We start from the raw sequence: 19,087 nt of genomic DNA on the forward strand, positions 1-19,087 counted from the left end.
TTAGCTTGAGACACTTGGTGGCCCCTCCACGGGGCCACCATTACTGGTGCGGCTCTACGCACCAAATTATGCGCGTTGTAATGATGCGCAGATCGGGGAGGACAGGCCATGCCGGGCAACGAGATCAAAACCGTCGAAGACGTCATCGCGATCACCGATCCCGGTGAGGTAAATCGCGACGAACACCTTTGGGGCGACCGCCTGATGGTTAATCTCGCCAATGTCGGCGCATGGATCTTCCCGCTTTTGATTGTCGCTATCGTAACGCAGGTCGTTATCCGAAAAATGGGCAACAACCAGGCTTGGCTCGATGATGCGCAGTGGTGGATGTACGGCGTCGCCATGCTGATTGGCTTCGGCTACGCAATCACAACCAACAGCCATGTTCGGGTGGATATTTTCCACCAAAATTACAGCGAAGAACGCAAGTCAAAGATTGAAGTTTTCGCACTTGGTTGGTTGCTGTTGCCCTTCCTCATCCTGATGACGGACATCCTCATCCACTATGCCGGCGCGTCCATTACCGCCCGCGAAGGGTCCGACAGTGCCAACGGGCTTCACATGCTCTATCTGCTGAAAGCCTCGCTGCCGATCCTGTTTACGTGTGCCATCATCGCCAGCATAGCCGCTATGCTCCGCTTCCTAGCCCGCATTGGCAAACTTAGCCTGTTCTCGGTCGTCCTTGGTTCGTTACCCGCCCTGTCATTCGGGCTTGAGCGTGTCGTCTATTACTTCTTGTGGTGGGTCGTGCGTCTAACCAATCCGGACATTGCCGACAGACGCATTAGCCGTGAACCACTTCTCGCGCATACGACCGAAATCGCCTTCGGGCTCACTCTTCTACTGCTTGCGATCGGATATTTCCGCCTGCGAAGCGCCAGCTCGGAGACCGCGTAAATGGAAATCCTCTCGCTGTTTGGCGCTCTGCTGGACTTGAACCAGTGGATGGTGCTGGCAATGTTCGGCATCTTCATCATCATGCTGTTTCGCGGCATCCCCGTTGCTTACGCCCTGGTTGGCGTTAGCCTCGTCTTCATCATTCTGGGCGAGTGGGTGCTGGACCCGAACCGGCGGATAATCTCCGAATACATCAAGTTTGACGGCACGGGCATCAACTACCGCCGACTCAACGCCAACGGCGGTCGATTCTTCGGTGGTATCATCAAGAACCCCGTTCTTGTCGCCCTGCCCATGTTCATCTTCATGGGGCTGATGCTAGATCAATCCGGCGTTGCGCAGCGCATGATGCGCTCCATGCAGGTGCTGTTTGGCGCATTGAGAGGCGGTTTGGCGCTTACCGTCATGTTGATCGGCATAATTCTGGCCGCTTCAACCGGCGTCATCGGCGCTTCTGTCGTGCTGCTCGGCGTCATGGGCATTCCAGCCATGATGCAGCAGAACTATTCCAAGTCGATGGCCACCGGCACAATTGCCGCTTCCGGCACGCTCGGCATCCTTATTCCGCCTTCGATCATGCTGGTCATCATGTCAGACCAACTCGCGGTGTCGCTTGGCGATCTGTTCATGGGCGCGCTGTTCCCGGGCCTCATTCTTGGCTCACTCTACATTGTTTTCATCATTGTCTACGGGCTGATAAATCCCAAAGCCATGCCGTTGCCTAGCGACCGTGAGCCGGTGTCTATGGCCATCGTTTTGGAAGTCTGCCTATCGGTCATTCCACCTATGGCGCTGATCCTGCTTGTTCTCGGCTCCATCTTCTTCGGCCTCGCAACGCCGACGGAAGCCTCCGGTCTCGGCGCTATGGGCGCAACCGTGCTGGCTCTACTGAACAAGCGCCTCAACATGAAAGTGCTTACGGATGTCAGCCGCCAAACGCTGAACACCGCTGGTTATATCGTGGGCATTTTTATCGCAGCCAACTTTTTTGCCTTTATACTGCGCCGTTACGGCGGCGATGAGATCATCGAGAACATGGTGCTCGGTTCATTCTCCGATCCCTACATGGTGGTGCTGTTCATCCTGTTCATCATCTTCCTTCTCGGCTTCCTGCTGGACTGGATTGAGATCACCCTCATCATCATGCCGCTTATGCTGCCAGTCGTGCTGAGCCTCAACATCCCGGTGGAAGGGTATGGCATCGTCGACAATCCATCCGTTGTCTGGTTCGCAATTCTTGTGGCGGTAACTCTACAGACCTCGTTCCTGACGCCACCGGTAGGCTTTGCATTGTTCTATCTCAAAGGTGTCTGCCCACCAGAAATTACGCTCGGCCACATATACAAGGGCATCATTCCATTTGTGCTGGTCCAGCTGTTTGGCCTGTTCATTGTCTTCGAGTTCCCCGAACTAACCACATGGCTGCCGGCCAAGGCTTACGGAAACTGACGGCGCACTGCTAAGGAAAGTCCCAGGCATGACAGACAGTGTGAACAGAGTTTTCGAGTTCACCACCCGAGTGCCAGACACAATCCCTAAGGACGTTCTACGCTTCGCGTCGATCTTGCTCGTTGACACCATCGCCGTGGCCGCTGCGGCAACTGGCATGGAAGCAGGCCGAATTGCCCGCGATATTGCGGTAGAGCAATTCTCAGCACCGCACGACAAAGCCGTGCCAATCATGTTCGACGGACGAATGGCCAGCCCGGTCGGTGCTGCCTTTGCCGCTGCAAGCCAGATCGACAATCTCGACGCCCATGACGGCTACAACCCAACTCTTGGCCACATTGGCTGCGCCGTTGTGCCGGCACTGTTTGCGTGGGCGGCAAAACTGCCAAACCTTTCGGGCCGCGAAGCGCTTACCGCTTTCGTGGTCGGATACGAGGTCGCCACACGCGCCGCCATCGCCTTGCACGCAACTGTATCCGACTATCACACATCCGGCGCTTGGAACGGCCTTGGCGTTGCCGCTATGGGCGTGCGGCTTCACGGCGCATCGCAAGACGTTCTGCGTCAGTCGCTCGGCATTGCCGAATATCATGGCCCCCGCAGCCAGATGATGCGCGAAATTGCAAACCCCACAATGTTGCACGACGGCTCTGGCATGGGCGCGATGACGGGCATGATGGCCTATGAAATGGCCGCGAAGGGCTTCACCGGCGCACCAGCAATTACCCTGGAAAGCGAAGGTGCCCGCACCTATTGGGATGACCTCGGAACCAAATGGACAGTGCCTCTCAACTACATCAAGCCCTACCCGATCTGCCGCTGGGCGCATGGTGCCATCGACGCTGTGCGGCGCCTCAAGCTGGACCATGCAATAAACGCCGCCAACGTTGCCAGCATGGCCGTGCGTACGTTCGACAAATCCGCGAAATTGTTCCCCGGCATGCCGGATACAACATCAAAGGCCCAATACAGCCTGGCTTTTGCGCTTGCCACAATCCTTCGTCATGGCCGCATCGGCGTGGAGCACATTTCCGGCACAGCGCTTACTGATCCAGCAACCGAAGCGCTCCTCAGTTGCATCACAATCGTAGAAGAGCCACGCCACACCGCCCGCTTCCCAGCCGGACGATGGGCAGATGTCACCATCACGTTAAACGACGGAACTGTTCTGGAATCCGGCGATACGAACCCACGCGGCGGCCCGGAAGCGCCAATGAGCGTGGCCGAAATCCGCGAGAAGTTTGACCAGTTCGCAAGCGCGTCGCTGTCTACCAAGCGCGCAAACGCGATCTGGGAAACGGGACTGTCACTCACCAACGACGAGGTCAAATTCTCGGATTTATCGTGCCATGTATTGCAGGCAGTCGACACGGACGCTTAACTGCACCAAGCCAAACCCGCACAGCATAGGCCTCATGAGCACCACCCAATTCGACACCACGCCCAGCCGTTCCGCCTACGACGTGATCATCGTTGGTGGCGCGATTATGGGGTCATCGACAGCATGGTTCCTCACCAACAATCCAGACTTCGACGGCACGGTGCTCGTGGTCGAGCGCGATCCGACCTACGAATTTTGCTCCACCGCCCACACAAATTCCTGCATGCGCCAGCAATTCTCGAACGAATTAAACGTGCGTATTTCTCAATTCGCCGCCAACTTTGTGAAGAATCTTCGCGAGTATATGGGCAACGATGAGCGCGTGCCGCAGCTTTCCATCCGGTCCTTTGGCTACATGTATCTGGCAGACAACGAGGCTTTCGCCTCCGTGCTGCGCGAGAACCTCGCAGTACAAAAAGCCGCCGGTGCAGCAACACAATTGATGACGCCGGATCAAATCGCCGCCGCTTACCCTTTTTACAACGTTTACGATATCGTCCTCGGCTCCATCAATCTGGTTGACGAAGGCTATTGGGATGGCAGCGCTGTTTTCGATTGGTGGCGGCGGCAGGCACAAGAACACGGTGCGGAATACATCGCCAACGAAGTCACTGCCATGACCAGAAATGCAAACGGCACCCGCATCGATAGCGTCACACTAGCATCCGGCGAAACCATCACTTGCGGCCAAGTTGTCAACGCTTCCGGCCCCCGCGCAGCGCGAACCTCTGCCATGGCAGGCATCGACATTCCGGTGGAGCCGCGCAAACGCTATTCGTGGGTTTTCAAAGCCGACACACCTCTCGACCGCGATCTGCCACTCACCATCGACCCATCCGGTGTCCATGTGCGCGAAAACGGCGGCGGCACCTATCAGTGCGGCGGGCACTCAGACATTGACCCCGCCGTCGCCTATGACGATTTCGCTATGGATCAGGACATTTGGGAAAACCATGTCTGGCCCATCCTCGCCACCCGCATCCCCCAATTCGAAGCGATCAAGGTGACGAATGAGTGGGCCGGGCATTATTCGATGAATGTTTTTGACCACAACGCGATCATGGGCCCGCACACGCAGGTGGAGAATTTCCTTTTTCTCAACGGCTTTTCCGGCCACGGCCTCCAGCAATCGCCCGCGATGGGCCGCGGCACGGCGGAGTGGCTCACCTATGGCGAATACCGCAGCCTCGACATGACGCCCTTCAACTATGAACGCATTGAACGCGGCGAACCGTTGATCGAGAAAGCGGTTATCTAAGCTCTGCTGAAGCTGAAAGCCGAGCCGCCTTGCGAGTGGAATAGACAAAGGCCGCGATGAACAAGGCTGTCATCACCAACACAATGGTCGGTGCAGGTGCACTGTCGATGAAGAAGCTGGCATAGACCCCGGCGAAGGTCGAAAACAGCGATGCCGCAGCCGCAACCATCATCATCGTTTCAAACCGCTTCGTCAGCAAAAACGCAATTGCTCCCGGCGCGATCAGCAGCGCGATGGTGAGAATAATTCCCACAGCCTTCAGCGCCGAGACGATGGTGAGCGATAAGATGATCAACAGCGCATAGTGGATTGCCCGCACCGGCAGTCCAGCGACCTTCGCCTGCACCTCGTCAAACGAATGCAACATCAAATCGCGCCACCGAAGCGCGATGGCGACGACCACAATCGCTGCAATCACACCGGTCGTGATCAAATCAGCACGCCCCACGCCCAGCATGTTGCCAAATAGAATGTGGTCCAGATGAACATCCGACTCGATTTTTGTGTAGAGCACGATGCCAAACCCGAACATGCCGGAGAAGACGACACCCATAATCGTGTCGCGCTTCACGCGGCTGTTCTCCTGCAAAAAGCCGGTCGCCAAGGCGCAAAACATGCCCGCGAAGAATGCCCCCACGATAAACGGAATTCCGACGATATAGGCAATCACCACACCGGGAAGCACCGCATGGGCAACCGCGTCGCCCATCAGCGACCAGCCTTTCAACACCAGAAAGCATGACAGCAGCGCTGCCGGCACAGCGATCATGGCAACGATCAAGAACGCGTCCACCATGAAAGGAAAGCGAAAGGGCATCAGCGGATCATCAAAAAAACTCACGCCACGCCCTTCCCGCGCGCCAGCGCTACAGCAGCGCGGCGGCGCGATGCGATCATTCCGTATTTCGGAGCGAAAAAGAACGCAGTCAGAAACAGCAGCGTTTGCAGACACACGATGATGCCGCCCGTCGCGCCATCAAGAAAGAAGCTTGCATAGGCTCCGACAAAACTCGTTGTCGCGCCAATCGCGACACTGATGATGATGAGATGGCCGAACCGGTCGGAAAGCAGATAGGCCGTCGCTCCCGGCGTCACCACCATCGCGATCACCAAGAACGCGCCCACCGTCTGCAAGGCCGCAACCGTCGAGGCGGCGAGAATGGCAAAAAACACAACTCGCAGAATGTCCGGCCGAAGGCCGATGGAGCGGGCATGGTTCTCGTCAAAAAACGAGACCATGAAATCGCGCCATTTCAACAGCAATACCGCGAGAGACACGGTGGAAATGATGACCAATTGCAGCGTGTCTTCCGGCGTAATGGACAGAATGTTGCCGAGCGTAATCGTTTGAATATCCACTGAGGTCGGCGACAGCGACACCATGAACAGTCCAAGTCCAAAGAACGACGTGAAGATCAGCCCGATGATCGCATCTTCCTTCAGCCCGGTGCGCTGGTTCAAGAACAACATCGCACCAGCCGCCAGCCCACCAGAAAGAAACGCTCCAAGCGCAAATGGCAGCCCGAGCATGTAAGCTCCCGCCACGCCTGGCACGATTGAATGGCTCAACGCATCGCCGATCAGCGACCAGCCCTTGAGCATCAAAAACACCGAGAGGAATGCGCAAACAGCGCCCACCAAAGCGCTCACCCACATAGCGTTGACCATGTAGGAATAGCCAAAAGGTGCAAGGAAAGCCTCCATCAGTGGCCCTTATCGGCTTTGTCGTCATAAACGACGAACGGCCGCTCATCATCGGTGATAACGGTAACTTGCCGCGTGTCTTCGTCGTCATGCAGCTCATCGCCACCCAATACGAAGTGCCGCAGTACGCCGCCAAATGCGTGTTCGAGGTTGGTTTGCGTGAACACGCTTTCTGTCGGGCCATAGGCAAGAACAGTGCCCTTGATCAAAATTGTTCGGTCGCAAAATTCCGGCACGCTGCCCAGGTTGTGCGTGGAGACAAGCATTACCCGCCCCTCGTCGCGCAATTCGCGAAGCAGGCCAATGATCGCATCTTCGGTTTTCACATCAACGCCCGTGAATGGCTCGTCGAGCAAAATCACCTGGCCCTCTTGCGCCAGGGCTCGGGCGAGGAACACCCGTTTCTTCTGTCCACCCGATAGTTCACCAATCTGGCGGCGGCGGTATTCGCTCATCCCAACCCGATCCAGCGCATCTGCGACGGCCTTTTTATCAGCAGCGCTGGGGCGGCGCATGAAGCCCATATGGCCGAAGCGCCCCATCATCACCACATCCTCCACCAGCACGGGGAAACTCCAATCCACCTCCTCCGACTGCGGAACATAAGCGATCAAATTATCCTTCAATGCCTCATTCACCGAGCGGCCCAGCACAGAAATGCTGCCACGTGCGACGGGCACAAAGCCCATGATGGACTTGAACAAGGTGGACTTGCCCGACCCGTTAACCCCCACAAGGCCAGCAATCGTGCCGGTTGGAATTTCGAAGCTCGTGTCGCGTAAGGCTGTATGGCCGTTGCGATAGGTGACTGTGATATTTGTAACTTGAAGGCCAGACCCGGCCTCACGTTCGTCCGGTTCCTCATAGGCATCTTGCGGCGTGTCACTTGGCTGGTTTGCGTCCAAAGCCACTGTCATTCTCCCGCTGTCAGACCATTGGCGATGGTCTCGCTCGTCACCCGCAACAGGTCCAGATATGTCGGCACAGGGCCATCCGCTTCGCTCAAAGAATCCACATAGAGAATCCCACCGTAGCGCGCACCCGTCTCCCGTGCGACCTGTTTCGCAGGGCTGTCCGGCACCGTGCTTTCAGAAAAGACGACAGGCACGGAATTGTTTCGCACAGCGTCAATCACCTTGCGCACTTGCTGCGGGGTGCCTTGTTGATCGGCATTGATAGGCCAGAGGTACAATTCTTTCAGCCCGAAATCCCGCGCCAGATAGGAAAATGCGCCCTCGCTGCTCACCAGCCAGCGGCGTTCTTCCGGTATCGCCATGATACGCTCACGCAGCGGTGCAATGGCCTCTCGAATTTGCGCCTTATAGCGCTCCGCGTTGGCCATATAAATTGCAGCATTGGCAGGGTCATATTTCACAAAGGCATTGCGGATGTTGTCGACATAAATCATCGCCGCATCCAGCGACATCCACGCATGGGGGTTAGGCTTGCCCGTATAGGGCCCCTCCGCAATGCCCATGGGTTCCACACCATCGCTCAAGGTGACGCTGGGCACATTGCGCAGGTTGCGAAAGAACTGCTCGAACCACACTTCGAGGTTCAACCCATTCCATAAAATCAAATCAGCGTCTTGGGCACGCAATATATCGCGCGGCGTTGGCTGGTATCCGTGAATTTCAGACCCCGGCTTGGTGATCGATTCCACCACAGCCACATCGCCCGCCACGTTGCGCGCCATATCGGCAATAACGGTGAAGGTTGTCACCGCTTTGAATTTGTCAGCCGCCTGCCCCAGCGGCGCAGCAGCAAGCACCAGCGCTAGCGCCAGCAAAACCCTGTTCCAAACCACTTGCATCATGAAATAAGACCTCGAATTGTTTCTACGATCAGGCCGGAGAACATCTTTATGCGAACCATTCGCAACGGTCAACGAAATTGCGAACGCTTCGCAAAAACGTCGCATCGCTTCAAATACAATCCACCCAATTTCCCTCTTCAAATTATGCGCCCATATGTTAGGAACCGCGTAGTGGGCGTGTAGCCAAGTGGTTAAGGCCATCGGCTCATAACCGATTTATCGTAGGTTCGACCCCTACCACGCCCACCACGGCTCTTCAGCCTTTAGCGCACCGCAGCCTTATTTCGCGCCGAATTTGCGTTCATGGCATTTCCCGCACAATTCAATTTTCGATGCAGGAGCATTTCCTTTGAAACCCATTTCCGTTCTTTCCACTTTTCCAATTGCGCTAGCTTCCACCGCCATTTTTCTCTCCCCAGCCATCGCAGACGAAAAACCACGTCCGGGCGTGATTTCGGTTTCTGCCACCGGCCAGGCATTTGGCGCTCCTGATATGGCAATCCTCAATCTTTCAGTTGTACGAGAAGCGGACACAGCCCGCGAGGCGCTCAACGCCAACACGAAAGCCATGAGCGAAGTGTTGGCTGCCATGAAAGAACGCGGTATCGAAGATCGCGATTTGCGCACCTCCAATTTCAACATTCAGCCACGCTATTTTTATCCCAAGCGCAGTTCCAACGGCGAGCAAAAGCCTCCGACTATCACCGGTTACATCGTCTCCAACTCATTGACAGTTCGGGTTCGCGATCTGACTTCCGTTGGTGCAGTTCTGGATCAATCAGTAACGCTCGGTGTGAACCAAGGTGGCAATCTAGCTTTCACGGTAGACAAGCCCGATGCCTTAATCGAACAGGCCCGAAAGAGCGCTATGGAAAAAGCTATCGCGCAGGCTCGCACTCTGACAGGCGCGGCCGGCGTATCGCTTGGCCGCATCACGCAGATTTCCGAACAAGGGGGCTTTCGCCCACGCCGCCAAAAACAATTTGCTCGCATGGCAGAATCAGCAGTTGCTGATGCCACCCCCGTTCCCGTCGCGGCTGGGGAAAACAGCTATTCGGTGACGGTCAATGTTACCTGGGAAATCGCCCAATAAGAGCGCGTCACACAAAGAAAAACCCCGGCAGGGTGAAGCCTACCGGGGTTTTCTTACTGGAAACTGTCAACGCTTAGTAACGTGCACGGACGAAGCGGATTGGGCAAGAACGGTGCTTGCCGAAGCCCATCACGACCCGCTCACCCCATTTGCGGCCCGAAACAATCACACCACGGTGGCCAATGCGGCGAATATGGGCGCGACGCACACCATTGCGGCGGGCTTTGCGCAACGCTTTGCGCGGTGAACAGGTGCGGTAGTGGCGGTCACGACGGCGATCGCCGCGGAAATACCGGTCACCAATGCCGATGTCAAAACCGGGGCCGCGAAGATCAACACCGATGCGAACATCGCCTGCGCTTGCGGTTGTGGAAGTTGCTGCGAATGCGCCAAGAGCCAGCGTACCGGCAAGCGCGATGGATTTGAGTGATTTAAACATAACACTGTCTCCTCTGTCGTTGCGGAAGCTGCTCATCAGCGACCATGCAACAAACTTAGAGACATGCCCTTGAACCGAAACGGAACGGCCCGTTCATGTGACGTTCAGCGAAACCCGCTCTCATCCGTAGCTGCGCAACACCTCGGTCGGCACGCTGTCAAACACTTCATCCGGCACGAAAAAGTCCCCCGCGAGAGGGCCATCATGGCCGGGCGAGTATTTCGAAAAGTCGGTGATGCCTTCTTCACGCAGCAGCACTTCATCAACAAAGAAATTGCCTGTGCAATTCTTTGCATCCCGCGTCAGGATCACATGCGCAGCATCTGACAATATATCCGGCGTGCGGCTCATCTTCGCCACGCTGTCACCGCCCAGCAGATTGCGCACCGCAGCAGTGTCGATGGCCGTGAGCGGCCACAGCGAATTGACGGCGATGCCTTGCTTGCGAAATTCCTCCGCCATGCCCAGCGTACACATCGACATGCCATACTTCGCCATTGTGTAGGCGACATGCGGGCCAAACCATTTGGGCGACATATCCAGCGGTGGTGCAAGGTTGAGAATGTGCGGATTGTCCGCACCCTTTAGATGCGGATGGCACATTTTGGAGACGAGAAACGTACCCCGCGTGTTGATCTGATGCATCAGATCAAACCGCTTCATGTCTGTCATTGTAGTCGGCGTGAGCGAAATGGCAGACGCGTTGTTAATGCAAATATCAATGCCACCGAATTTCTCCACCGTCGCGTCCACAGCCGCAGCAACCTGCTCCTCCTCGCGGATATCGCAAATCACCGGCAGCGCCTTGCCGCCCGCCGCTTCGATCTCTTCTGCGGCAGTATAGATCGTCCCCGGCAGCTTCGGATGCGGCTCCGCAGTCTTAGCCGCAATCGTAACATTAGCCCCATCCCGCGCCGCCCGCAGTGCAATAGCCAACCCGATACCGCGCGACCCGCCGGACATGAATACGGTTTTGCCTTTGAGATCAGCCATGTTTGTCCCTTTTCAGAATTGAGATGTTTTCAAGCGTCAGTATAGCGGCACGTCGGTGGAATGTTGGTCCAATCGACAGCTTCGGCGTCGCAGGTAAGAAGCTGTCTATCCAACCCCTGTGCCAATTCTCGCACCGAGAGGCGAGCCTTGTCTTCATGCCAAGAACAGGAAACTGCCAAGCGCGAATGCTGAGCGCCCAACGGTGACAACCCATCGTCTATGAAAATCTCACTTGTCCATTGCCCATCCACCGCCGACTGAACAGCAAAAAGATTCACTTTAGTGGCGTCATGAGGCTCCGCCCCCCAGCGCAACGCTATCGGCAGAACAGAGCCACCTCTTGCGAAAATCACCAACTGGTCCAGACGCACAGCAACCTCCACGGTGTTACCCCCTTTAAAGGTATCGCCCACCGTCACGCCATCACGGCAGTCGAGCATCGTCCACCCTTCGGCGCAGTCTGGCAAATAGACGTCCACGCTCGTCGCCCCTTGCTCCACCACGGGCGCGACCAGCACATTTGGCCCCAGCATGAACGTGTCCGCATCAGCGCGGCACTCGGAATCGTCAAACCAATAGAATGTCGGCGCGATAATCGGGTGGCCGGTGCGGTGGCAATCGTGGGCCAGCGAATAGATCAGCGGCAAAAACCGATAGCGCAGTTCCAGTGCGGCCTTGATTTGCGGAAACACGTCTTCATGCATCCACGGCAAGTTCGGAATGTTGTCGAAATCCGCTTTCCACGAATTCATCACGCAACGCGGGTGCAGCGCCATCATCTGAAACCATCGCACCAGCAGTTCACCATCCGGCGGTGGGCCATCAAACCCTCCAATATCATGGCCAACCAAAGGAAAACCCGACAGACTCATGGAGAGCCCCTGCCGCAGGTTCCATTTCAGCGTATGCCAGGACGTGCGGTTGTCGCCGCTCCATGTTTCGCCATAGCGGGCAATGCCGATCGGCCCCGCACGGCTTATCGTATAGGGCCGCACGTTCGGCGCGTGTTCCAGCATCGCAGCGTGGCTTGCCCGCATCATCAGCAGCGCGTGGATAGGTCGGCTCTCCATGCCGGGCAGGTGCGAACCGAAGCCATCAATCCAAGCCGCCTCATCCCAAAGCTCCGCTTCATTGTTGTCGTTCCAGACCGCGTCAAACCCCGCGCCCAGAATTTGATGCTTAATGCCCTCGCTCCACCAAGCTGTCGCCTCGCTGGATGTAAAATCGAGCTGGGCGCCCTGCCCGCCCCAAAACATCTCAATGGCCGGTCCACCATCGTCGCGCTTCACAAACCATCCTTCGCGTGCCGCTTCTTCAAAAGCCTTATGGCCTGTCAGCAAAACCGGTTTCACATTCGCGCATGTGTGCAGGCCCATTGCTTTCATCTCGGCAAAGAATGCGGTGCGATCAGGAAACCGGTTCTCATTCCAGTTAAAAACATAACGCAGCCCATCTGCGCCTGCGGTGTAGCCAGAGCCCAAATGCACAGCGCTTAACGGCAGGCCCCGCGCTGTCGCCTCGCGCGCGAAGTCCAGAATCACCTCTTGAGCGTTTGGCGCGTCCGCATGGTGCATGGAGGTGAACGCAAAACCCATGCTCCAGCGCGATGCGAACGCGGGCATGCCGGTGAGCCTATGCAGCCGAGGCACAACATCGCGCACACGCGGCCCCGCAAGCGCATAAAGCACGCAGCCACGCTCGACCATCTCCACATGACGATAGCGCTCAAAATAGTTGGAATGTTCAGCCCCCAGATCGAACACAGCTTCAGCCATTGTATCGTAAAGCAGTCCAGCCGAACCCACCTCATGAGACACGATCAGCCAAGGAGCATGTTTGTAAAGCGGGTCCGACGTCTCCGCGTTATAGCCTAGCGCGTCGCTTTGCAGACAGCGCAGCCGCCGACCACTTCGGTCCAGAGTTCCGCTCTTATCACCCAGCCCGTAATGCGCCGTGTCGGGTTCGAGCGCATGGAAGTGTTTCAGCTTGTTCCTGCGCTCAAACCAATGCCAAGCGCCGTTTTGGCGATCCTCGAAAACAGTACGCCAAGCATTTTCAATTTTCTGAAACACCGAAATACGCAAAGGAGTGGCTTCGATGCCAATTGCCATGTCACCGCAAACATACCGTCCGTCCATCTGTTCAAACGCAGGGCAAGAAAATCCATCCAAAGCCAATCGATCCCGCCCCTGCAGCGGCACATCGCCATCCGGTGCAATCATCCATGTTCTATCAACGATCAAACCGTCAGCCGGCACCACAGCGATGCGCAGCACGCCCGTCTCCAGCCCATCAATGGCCAGCGAAAAACCTTCGCTCAACTTCCCAAGAAGCCGGTTGCGATCAAGCACGAGATCAGAAGTGAGATGTAAAATTCCCATGAGCTGAGCCAATCATGGCTCGGTCAACGCGGCAATAAAAAACGCGAAGACCTACTGCGCGGTAACAGCTTCGTCTGCCCTATCGGCCTCATCATCGGCCATCAAAGCCGCACCACCTTTGACGACAGCTTTTGTGCCACGGTAAGCGATTTTTCCCGCACCGACTGTCGTCTTGACCGCAACCTTCGTAGCGGTCGCGGCTGTGCCAACGACAGCGCCTGTCACCACGGCTGTTGCACAACCTGACAGGACCAAAGCGGAAACCATGCAAAACAAGCGCAACAAGATCATAACTTCGAAGCCCTTAACTGCCAGCGTCCGGCCCAAACGCCGATAGCATTTAGACGCCTGTGTGAGAAACAACACAGACTAGCGCCCCATGCTTACTCCACCCTTAACCGCGGCGCACGCCCCGCGCCATCCGGTGAACGACCTCGCCGACAAGGCACGATTACCGATCAACCATCGTCGGCAATAAGAAGGAGTATTTGAAATGAGGGCAGCAATAGCAACAGCAATCGTGCTGCAAACACTTGCACTTCCAGCTTTCGCCGACAGCCACAACGTCCTGTACGACTGTACGCGAGACAAAAATATGATTTGCGGCCCGGGCAATGATTCTCCCGCCGCTTCACCAGGTCCCGGCGCTGCAAACGATAGCGAGCCCGATGGCGAACCGGATGGTGATCCAGATCCTGGTTCAGAACCGTCGATCGGCCCTTCGCCTGGCGACCCGACAGACGCCACCGATTAGCCAATCAAAAGGGCGACCGTTCCTTCGCTTCAGCTAAAGAGCCGGTCGCCCTGCTCTTTGATCACCTGCTTGGCCTTGCGAAAGGTGAAAGCGACCGCCTCTTCTTTGTTGGGAAACATGTCCGCGCGGATAAGCTGGTGCGTTTTCACCTCTCCATCGATTTCCTTGGAAATCGTCCCAGCAAGCCGGAACTGTCCACCTTCTGACACAGGAGCAGCAGCAATGGTGTAACCTTCGTGCTCCTCTTGCGCATCAGGTTCTGCCCAAGAACCGGTGGCGCCGGACGATTTCGAGCCACCGAAGAGTTTTTTCAAGAATGACATGTCGCCTAATCCTCATCGCAAAAACGAACACTTAAACCCGCCACACTCAAATCACTGAGATGTCGCCGAATAAAGTGGCCCCTCGCTCTGCCGTTTGGCCTGCTCCTAGCTATCTAGGAACGACCGCAGTTTGCGGCTCCGGCTTGGGTGCTTCAGCTTACGCAACGCCTTCGCCTCAATCTGACGGATACGTTCGCGGGTGACCGAGAACTGCTGACCGACTTCTTCAAGCGTGTGGTCAGTGTTCATGCCGATGCCGAAACGCATGCGCAGCACTCGCTCTTCACGTGGCGTCAATGAGGCAAGGACGCGGGTTGTTGTTTCGCGCAAGTTCGCCTGAATGGCCGCATCGATGGGCAGTATCGCGTTCTTGTCCTCGATGAAATCGCCCAGATGCGAATCTTCCTCATCGCCAATTGGCGTTTCGAGGCTGATCGGCTCCTTGGCGATTTTCAACACCTTGCGCACTTTTTCCAGCGGCATGGCCAGCTTCTCAGAAAGCTCTTCCGGCGTCGGCTCGCGGCCAATTTCATGAAGCATCTGGCGGCTGGTGCGCACGATTTTGTTGATCGTCTCGATCATGTGCACCGGAATACGGATTGTCCGTGCCTGGTCCGCAATCGAGCGGGTGATCGCCTGACGGATCCACCACGTCGCATACGTGGAAAATTTATAACCACGGCGATACTCGAACTTATCGACCGCTTTCATTAGGCCGATATTGCCTTCCTGAATGAGGTCGAGGAATTGCAGGCCACGGTTGGTGTATTTCTTGGCAATCGAAATCACCAGACGCAGGTTAGCTTCCACCATTTCCTTCTTGGCCTGGCGGCTTTCGCGCTCACCTTTTTGAACCATGCCGACGATGCGGCGGAACTCAGCCGTTTCAAGGCCCGTTTCCTGGCTCAACATCTGAATGTCGGCGCGCAATTCCTTGATCGTCTCTTTTTCGTTCTTATTGAACTCTTTCCAGCCCTTAACGGACAGATTGGCGATGCGGCGAATCCAGTTGGGATCGAGTTCGGAACCACGATATTCTTCCAAAAAGTTCTCGCGCGTCACGCCGTGCTTTTCGGCCATACGCATGAGTTTGCCTTCCGACATTACCAAACGCTTGTTGATATCGTAAAGCTGCTCAACGAGGGCTTCGATGCGGTTATTGTTTAGCTCAAGCGATTTAACCGCTTCTACGATCTCTTCCTTCAGCTGCTTTAACCGGCGCTCTTGGCTTGGTGATAGCTTGTCATTCGACATGCGCTTTTCGACATACTGGTCCTGAAGACGTCGCAGCTTTTTGTAGTTGCCTGCGATGGAGTCGAAGATTTCGAGGACCTTCGGCTTCAGCTCCGCTTCCATTGCTGCAAGCGAGAGCGATGCTTCCATGTCATCATCATCCTCGTCATCGTCGTCATCTGTGTTGGAGTCCTCAACCTTTTCGGGTTCCGGCTCATCCAGCCCTTTCAAGGCGCGAACAGCCGCTTCAGGGTCTGTGCCTTCGGCAATGGCCTTACGGCGTGCGATAGCTTCCGGCGAATGTTCACCACCGGAACCTTGGCGCACGGCCTCTGCGATGTTGGCAGGTGCGTTCGGGTTCACAGGAACGTTTTGCTTCGCATCCGGCCCAGCATAGGTTGCTTCAAGGTCGATAATGTCGCGCAGCAGGATGTTCTCTTCCAGCAATTCGTCGCGCCAGATGATGATCGCCTGAAACGTCAGCGGGCTTTCGCACAGGCCCGCAATCATTGTTTCGCGGCCAGCCTCAATGCGCTTGGCAATTGCGATCTCGCCTTCGCGCGACAACAACTCGACAGAACCCATTTCGCGCAAATACATGCGCACAGGGTCGTCGGTGCGGTCGGTAGGTTCTTTCTTCGCGACGGTTGCGACAGCTTTGGCGCCGCCTTCAACGATTTCCGTGGAGACTTCCTCAGCCGCCTCTTCAACTTCGTCTTCTTCCACCACGTTGATGCCCATTTCGGACAGCATCGACATCGTGTCTTCAATCTGGTCAGGCGACACTTCGTCGGAAGGCATCACCTCGTTCAATTCGTCCACCGTGACATAGCCGCGCTTTTTGGCGGCTTTGATCATTTTCTTGACCTTGTCATCGTTCAAATCGAGAAGCGGGCGGTCTGCCGCTGTGGCTTCTTTTTCTTCGGGCGTCTCTTTAGCGGCTGCGGCTTTCGTGGCCATGTATCGATATCTCCTGTGCACTCCGCATTAAACGCGGCGCAAACCTTGGGCTCCCAAACGTGTCACGGCAAAAATAAATGCTACGCGGCCACGAATCAGCTCGAACGTTATTAGAAGCATGGACGCTAGCCCTGCTCCGTTAATGTCTGATTAACCCTGTCTGACTTCTGCAGTCGGCTCGGCGCGCTTGTTTTGGCCCGATAAAATGACAGGTTCCACAGACATATGACTCGATTTGGCGAACCAATCAAGTCACGGCGTTCCAGCAGAAACCTTCACATAAGAACAAATGTTGGAAAAACCAGAGTTTTTGGTGCCAAACAGCAGCCTTGCGTCAAAAACTTCGACTCGGCCTGCCGGACGGTACGCCGAAGCCCTCGATCAACGCTTCCATGCCGCCTTCGCGGGCGATTTCTTCCTTCACCGCCAAAAGCCGTTCCCAAGAAGCCTCATCGCCCGATTCGGCGTGCGCCCGTTCTGCTATTTGTTTGCTTCAAGTCTCACATGGCAAAGTTTGGCTTGCCTGCGTGTGCGCGATACTCAGCGTCCAATTCAGCTTCCAAGAAATCAATTTCACTTCTAAACACCTCTAACTGATTCTTGTGCATAATGAACTCATCAACACCTTCTTCGATACTTAGCTCTAGAAGCTCTTTCTCGAATTTGGACTCAGAGAATTTTTTGAGCAAAAACTGAAAAGTCTTGTCTACTGTGCTAAACGGCGTGTCACTTTTTAGTGCTGGAAAGAACGCTCTTAGTCTATGTCCTCGCTGCTGCGACCAAGGAATAGTTCCATCTTCTTTGACGCCTTTTGGATTTTCAAACCCATGAACCTCAGCCAATACATCGTAGAAGACTGGGCTGATCCTTTTGTATATATCGGCAACACTCAGTTCATCAAATTCTACCAAGAGTCTATTCAATTCTTGTGCAAACTCATTATATTTTGGCTTGTTGAAATCCAAGCGAGAAACATCTTCTAGGTAATTTAACAATAGCTGCGGATACTCGACACAAAATCCCAATATGGCAGAATCGAGCCTAGATGATTGACGGAGAATTTCCGAGGCGGAACCAGATGGTTTTTGGGCAAGATGTTCTGTGCGGCCATAAAACTGAGCGGATAACCGCGTTCTAGCATACGCCCTCAAATGAAACACAAGCGACTTGTCCGCTATTGAATAGATATCCTGATAGATTGATTTTTCGACCCTTGCCTTTCCTTCAGGCGACGACCAGTCAATCTCTGCCATCCTTCTGTGAATCAGAAAATCGCTAAACGGCATAGCGTTATCTACAGCTTGGAGAAAAGCATCTTTGCCGTGTGCCTTGAGAAAGTCGTCAGGGTCTTGGCTATTTGACAGCACGATAAAACTAATGCTGCGTTCGCTGGTGATTTTGGGAACAGCTAAATCCAGTGTTCGGCAAGCTGCCCGATATCCAGCCTCATCGCCATCAAAACAGAGAATTGGAGTTTTTCCGACGCGCCAAGCTAATTCCAGTTGGTTCTCAGTTAGAGCGGTTCCCAATGGTGCGACTGCATTTGTAAAGCCAGCTGCATGAAGCGCAATGACGTCCATGTAGCCTTCGGTAACAATCAAACTCTCATCACGTCCACAAGCCTTACGCGCCTGCGAGTAATTATAGAGGACATTTGACTTCGAAAATAGAATTGTCTCTGGCGAATTAAGATACTTCGCAGGTACATCAGCTGAAAGTGCTCGCCCCCCAAAAGCAATTACGCGTCCTCTAGTGTCCAAAATAGGAAACATGATTCGGTCACGAAATCGATCGTAAGAAACGGGAATATCCGGCCCAAACACAACCAAGCCGCACGCTTCAATCTTGTCTTTCTCAACATTCTTCGACGCCAAAAAACTCTTCAGCGCCGAACGGTCATTGGGCGCATAGCCAAGTCCAAACGTGTTCTGCACAGCAGGCGACAAGCCCCGGTCGCGCAGATATGCCCTTGCCTTCGCACCAGCCGCAGTCTGCAATTGATCGCGGAAAAACTGCGCCGCCAACGCCATCACGTCGTAAAGAGAGGCCTTCTTTTCCTCGCGTTGCGCCGCTTGCGGATCGACAGCAGGCATTGGCAGCCCTGCCTCATCCGCCAACCGCTCCACGGCTTCGGGAAAAGACAGACCATCCAATTCGGTCAAAAATCGAAAGTGATCGCCAGACGCACCGCAACCAAAGCAATGGTATCGTCCCTTTTGGTTCTCGCAGTGGAAGCTCGGCGTCTTTTCGCCGTGAAACGGACAGCAGCCCCAGAAGTCGCCCTTGCCAGGATTGGATTTCTTCCGATCGAACGTCACCCGCCGCCCAACCACATCCGCAATCGGAATACGGTCTCGGATATCTTCGAGAAAGGAATTGGGAAAACGCATTGAAGGCTCCGTGCTT

The 19,087-nt window shown here is 55.3% G+C and carries 17 protein-coding genes and 1 tRNA gene; 7 read left to right on the top strand and 11 right to left on the bottom strand.

The features are described 5' to 3' along the window. The first annotated feature begins 108 nt into the window (after positions 1-108). The 4 genes from ACFQ14_RS07880 to ACFQ14_RS07895 are packed head-to-tail and all read left to right on the top strand — an operon-like array spanning position 109 to position 4,985. Positions 109-897, top strand: a complete 789-nt coding sequence (locus tag ACFQ14_RS07880) for a TRAP transporter small permease subunit (RefSeq protein WP_377212180.1) — start codon at positions 109-111, stop codon at positions 895-897. Continuing rightward, the gene (locus ACFQ14_RS07885; RefSeq protein WP_377212181.1) at positions 898-2,346 is read left to right on the top strand and encodes a TRAP transporter large permease; all 1,449 of its coding nucleotides are present in this window, start codon (positions 898-900) and stop codon (positions 2,344-2,346) included. It abuts the gene before it with no gap. A gap of 28 nt (positions 2,347-2,374) precedes the next feature. Then, a complete protein-coding gene (locus tag ACFQ14_RS07890; protein WP_377212182.1) occupies positions 2,375-3,727 on the top strand; it encodes an MmgE/PrpD family protein in 1,353 nt (450 codons plus the stop codon). Between the two features lie 34 nt (positions 3,728-3,761). Further along, complete coding sequence (locus tag ACFQ14_RS07895; protein WP_377212183.1) at positions 3,762-4,985, top strand: NAD(P)/FAD-dependent oxidoreductase; 1,224 nt, start codon at positions 3,762-3,764, stop codon at positions 4,983-4,985. Here the strand turns inward: ACFQ14_RS07895 and ACFQ14_RS07900 are convergent. From ACFQ14_RS07900 to ACFQ14_RS07915, 4 genes are read right to left on the bottom strand one after another with little or no spacing between them, the layout of a single operon-like run. Continuing rightward, positions 4,978-5,826, bottom strand: coding sequence for a metal ABC transporter permease (locus ACFQ14_RS07900; protein WP_377212184.1), 849 nt, complete (start codon positions 5,824-5,826; stop codon positions 4,978-4,980). The two genes, ACFQ14_RS07895 and ACFQ14_RS07900, sit on opposite strands and share 8 nt — an antisense overlap. Further along, a complete protein-coding gene (locus tag ACFQ14_RS07905; protein ID WP_377212185.1) occupies positions 5,823-6,689 on the bottom strand; it encodes a metal ABC transporter permease in 867 nt (288 codons plus the stop codon). The genes ACFQ14_RS07900 and ACFQ14_RS07905 overlap by 4 nt, the downstream gene beginning before the upstream one ends. Beyond that, positions 6,689-7,594, bottom strand: coding sequence for a manganese/iron ABC transporter ATP-binding protein (locus ACFQ14_RS07910; protein WP_377212317.1), 906 nt, complete (start codon positions 7,592-7,594; stop codon positions 6,689-6,691). The genes ACFQ14_RS07905 and ACFQ14_RS07910 overlap by 1 nt, the downstream gene beginning before the upstream one ends. An 8-nt stretch (positions 7,595-7,602) precedes the next feature. Next, the gene (locus ACFQ14_RS07915; protein WP_377212186.1) at positions 7,603-8,505 is read right to left on the bottom strand and encodes a metal ABC transporter substrate-binding protein; all 903 of its coding nucleotides are present in this window, start codon (positions 8,503-8,505) and stop codon (positions 7,603-7,605) included. A 173-nt stretch (positions 8,506-8,678) separates the two neighbouring features. On the opposite strand from ACFQ14_RS07915, the gene ACFQ14_RS07920 reads away from it, so the two are divergent. After that, positions 8,679-8,754, top strand: a tRNA-Ile gene (locus tag ACFQ14_RS07920). 109 nt (positions 8,755-8,863) lie between these two features. Then, positions 8,864-9,598, top strand: coding sequence for an SIMPL domain-containing protein (locus ACFQ14_RS07925; RefSeq protein ID WP_377212318.1), 735 nt, complete (start codon positions 8,864-8,866; stop codon positions 9,596-9,598). A 73-nt stretch (positions 9,599-9,671) separates the two neighbouring features. Here ACFQ14_RS07925 and ACFQ14_RS07930 read toward each other — a convergent pair whose 3' ends face one another. From ACFQ14_RS07930 to ACFQ14_RS07945, 4 genes are all read right to left on the bottom strand, one after another. Beyond that, on the bottom strand, positions 9,672-10,037 hold the full coding sequence (locus ACFQ14_RS07930) for a hypothetical protein (RefSeq protein ID WP_377212187.1): 366 nt from the start codon (positions 10,035-10,037) through the stop codon (positions 9,672-9,674). Between the two features lie 120 nt (positions 10,038-10,157). After that, complete coding sequence (locus tag ACFQ14_RS07935) at positions 10,158-11,030, bottom strand: SDR family oxidoreductase (protein WP_377212188.1); 873 nt, start codon at positions 11,028-11,030, stop codon at positions 10,158-10,160. A gap of 29 nt (positions 11,031-11,059) precedes the next feature. Beyond that, on the bottom strand, positions 11,060-13,411 hold the full coding sequence (locus ACFQ14_RS07940; RefSeq protein ID WP_377212189.1) for a glycoside hydrolase family 31 protein: 2,352 nt from the start codon (positions 13,409-13,411) through the stop codon (positions 11,060-11,062). Positions 13,412-13,462: 51 nt separating this feature from the next. Beyond that, the gene (locus ACFQ14_RS07945; RefSeq protein ID WP_377212190.1) at positions 13,463-13,777 is read right to left on the bottom strand and encodes a hypothetical protein; all 315 of its coding nucleotides are present in this window, start codon (positions 13,775-13,777) and stop codon (positions 13,463-13,465) included. A gap of 127 nt (positions 13,778-13,904) precedes the next feature. Between ACFQ14_RS07945 and ACFQ14_RS07950 the strand changes: the two genes are divergently transcribed. After that, a complete protein-coding gene (locus ACFQ14_RS07950; protein WP_377212191.1) occupies positions 13,905-14,165 on the top strand; it encodes a hypothetical protein in 261 nt (86 codons plus the stop codon). A 29-nt stretch (positions 14,166-14,194) separates the two neighbouring features. Here ACFQ14_RS07950 and ACFQ14_RS07955 read toward each other — a convergent pair whose 3' ends face one another. The 3 genes from ACFQ14_RS07955 to dnaG all read right to left on the bottom strand — a co-directional run bounded on the left by ACFQ14_RS07955 (position 14,195) and on the right by dnaG (position 19,071). Then, the gene (locus tag ACFQ14_RS07955; protein WP_377212192.1) at positions 14,195-14,488 is read right to left on the bottom strand and encodes an HlyU family transcriptional regulator; all 294 of its coding nucleotides are present in this window, start codon (positions 14,486-14,488) and stop codon (positions 14,195-14,197) included. 105 nt (positions 14,489-14,593) lie between these two features. Further along, entirely contained in the window at positions 14,594-16,681 is a 2,088-nt protein-coding gene (rpoD, locus tag ACFQ14_RS07960; RefSeq protein WP_377212193.1) for an RNA polymerase sigma factor RpoD, read from the bottom strand. Between the two features lie 500 nt (positions 16,682-17,181). Continuing rightward, on the bottom strand, positions 17,182-19,071 hold the full coding sequence (dnaG, locus tag ACFQ14_RS07965; protein ID WP_377212194.1) for a DNA primase: 1,890 nt from the start codon (positions 19,069-19,071) through the stop codon (positions 17,182-17,184). Positions 19,072-19,087: the final 16 nt, after the last annotated feature.

The organism is Pseudahrensia aquimaris (genome assembly GCF_042676045.1).
Taxonomy (GTDB): Bacteria; Pseudomonadota; Alphaproteobacteria; order Rhizobiales; family Rhizobiaceae; genus Pseudahrensia; species Pseudahrensia aquimaris.

Bases quoted from the DNA above. Each gene is read 5' to 3' on its own strand.
- dnaG (WP_377212194.1), bottom strand. From the start codon at position 19,071: ATGCGTTTTCCCAATTCCTTTCTCGAAGATATCCGAGACCGTATTCCG.
- ACFQ14_RS07915 (WP_377212186.1), bottom strand. From the start codon at position 8,505: ATGATGCAAGTGGTTTGGAACAGGGTTTTGCTGGCGCTAGCGCTGGTG.
- rpoD (WP_377212193.1), bottom strand. From the start codon at position 16,681: ATGGCCACGAAAGCCGCAGCCGCTAAAGAGACGCCCGAAGAAAAAGAA.
- ACFQ14_RS07895 (WP_377212183.1), top strand. From the start codon at position 3,762: ATGAGCACCACCCAATTCGACACCACGCCCAGCCGTTCCGCCTACGAC.
- ACFQ14_RS07885 (WP_377212181.1), top strand. From the start codon at position 898: ATGGAAATCCTCTCGCTGTTTGGCGCTCTGCTGGACTTGAACCAGTGG.
- ACFQ14_RS07890 (WP_377212182.1), top strand. From the start codon at position 2,375: ATGACAGACAGTGTGAACAGAGTTTTCGAGTTCACCACCCGAGTGCCA.
- ACFQ14_RS07880 (WP_377212180.1), top strand. From the start codon at position 109: ATGCCGGGCAACGAGATCAAAACCGTCGAAGACGTCATCGCGATCACC.
- ACFQ14_RS07955 (WP_377212192.1), bottom strand. From the start codon at position 14,488: ATGTCATTCTTGAAAAAACTCTTCGGTGGCTCGAAATCGTCCGGCGCC.
- ACFQ14_RS07905 (WP_377212185.1), bottom strand. From the start codon at position 6,689: ATGGAGGCTTTCCTTGCACCTTTTGGCTATTCCTACATGGTCAACGCT.
- ACFQ14_RS07930 (WP_377212187.1), bottom strand. From the start codon at position 10,037: ATGTTTAAATCACTCAAATCCATCGCGCTTGCCGGTACGCTGGCTCTT.
- ACFQ14_RS07950 (WP_377212191.1), top strand. From the start codon at position 13,905: ATGAGGGCAGCAATAGCAACAGCAATCGTGCTGCAAACACTTGCACTT.
- ACFQ14_RS07940 (WP_377212189.1), bottom strand. From the start codon at position 13,411: ATGGGAATTTTACATCTCACTTCTGATCTCGTGCTTGATCGCAACCGG.
- ACFQ14_RS07935 (WP_377212188.1), bottom strand. From the start codon at position 11,030: ATGGCTGATCTCAAAGGCAAAACCGTATTCATGTCCGGCGGGTCGCGC.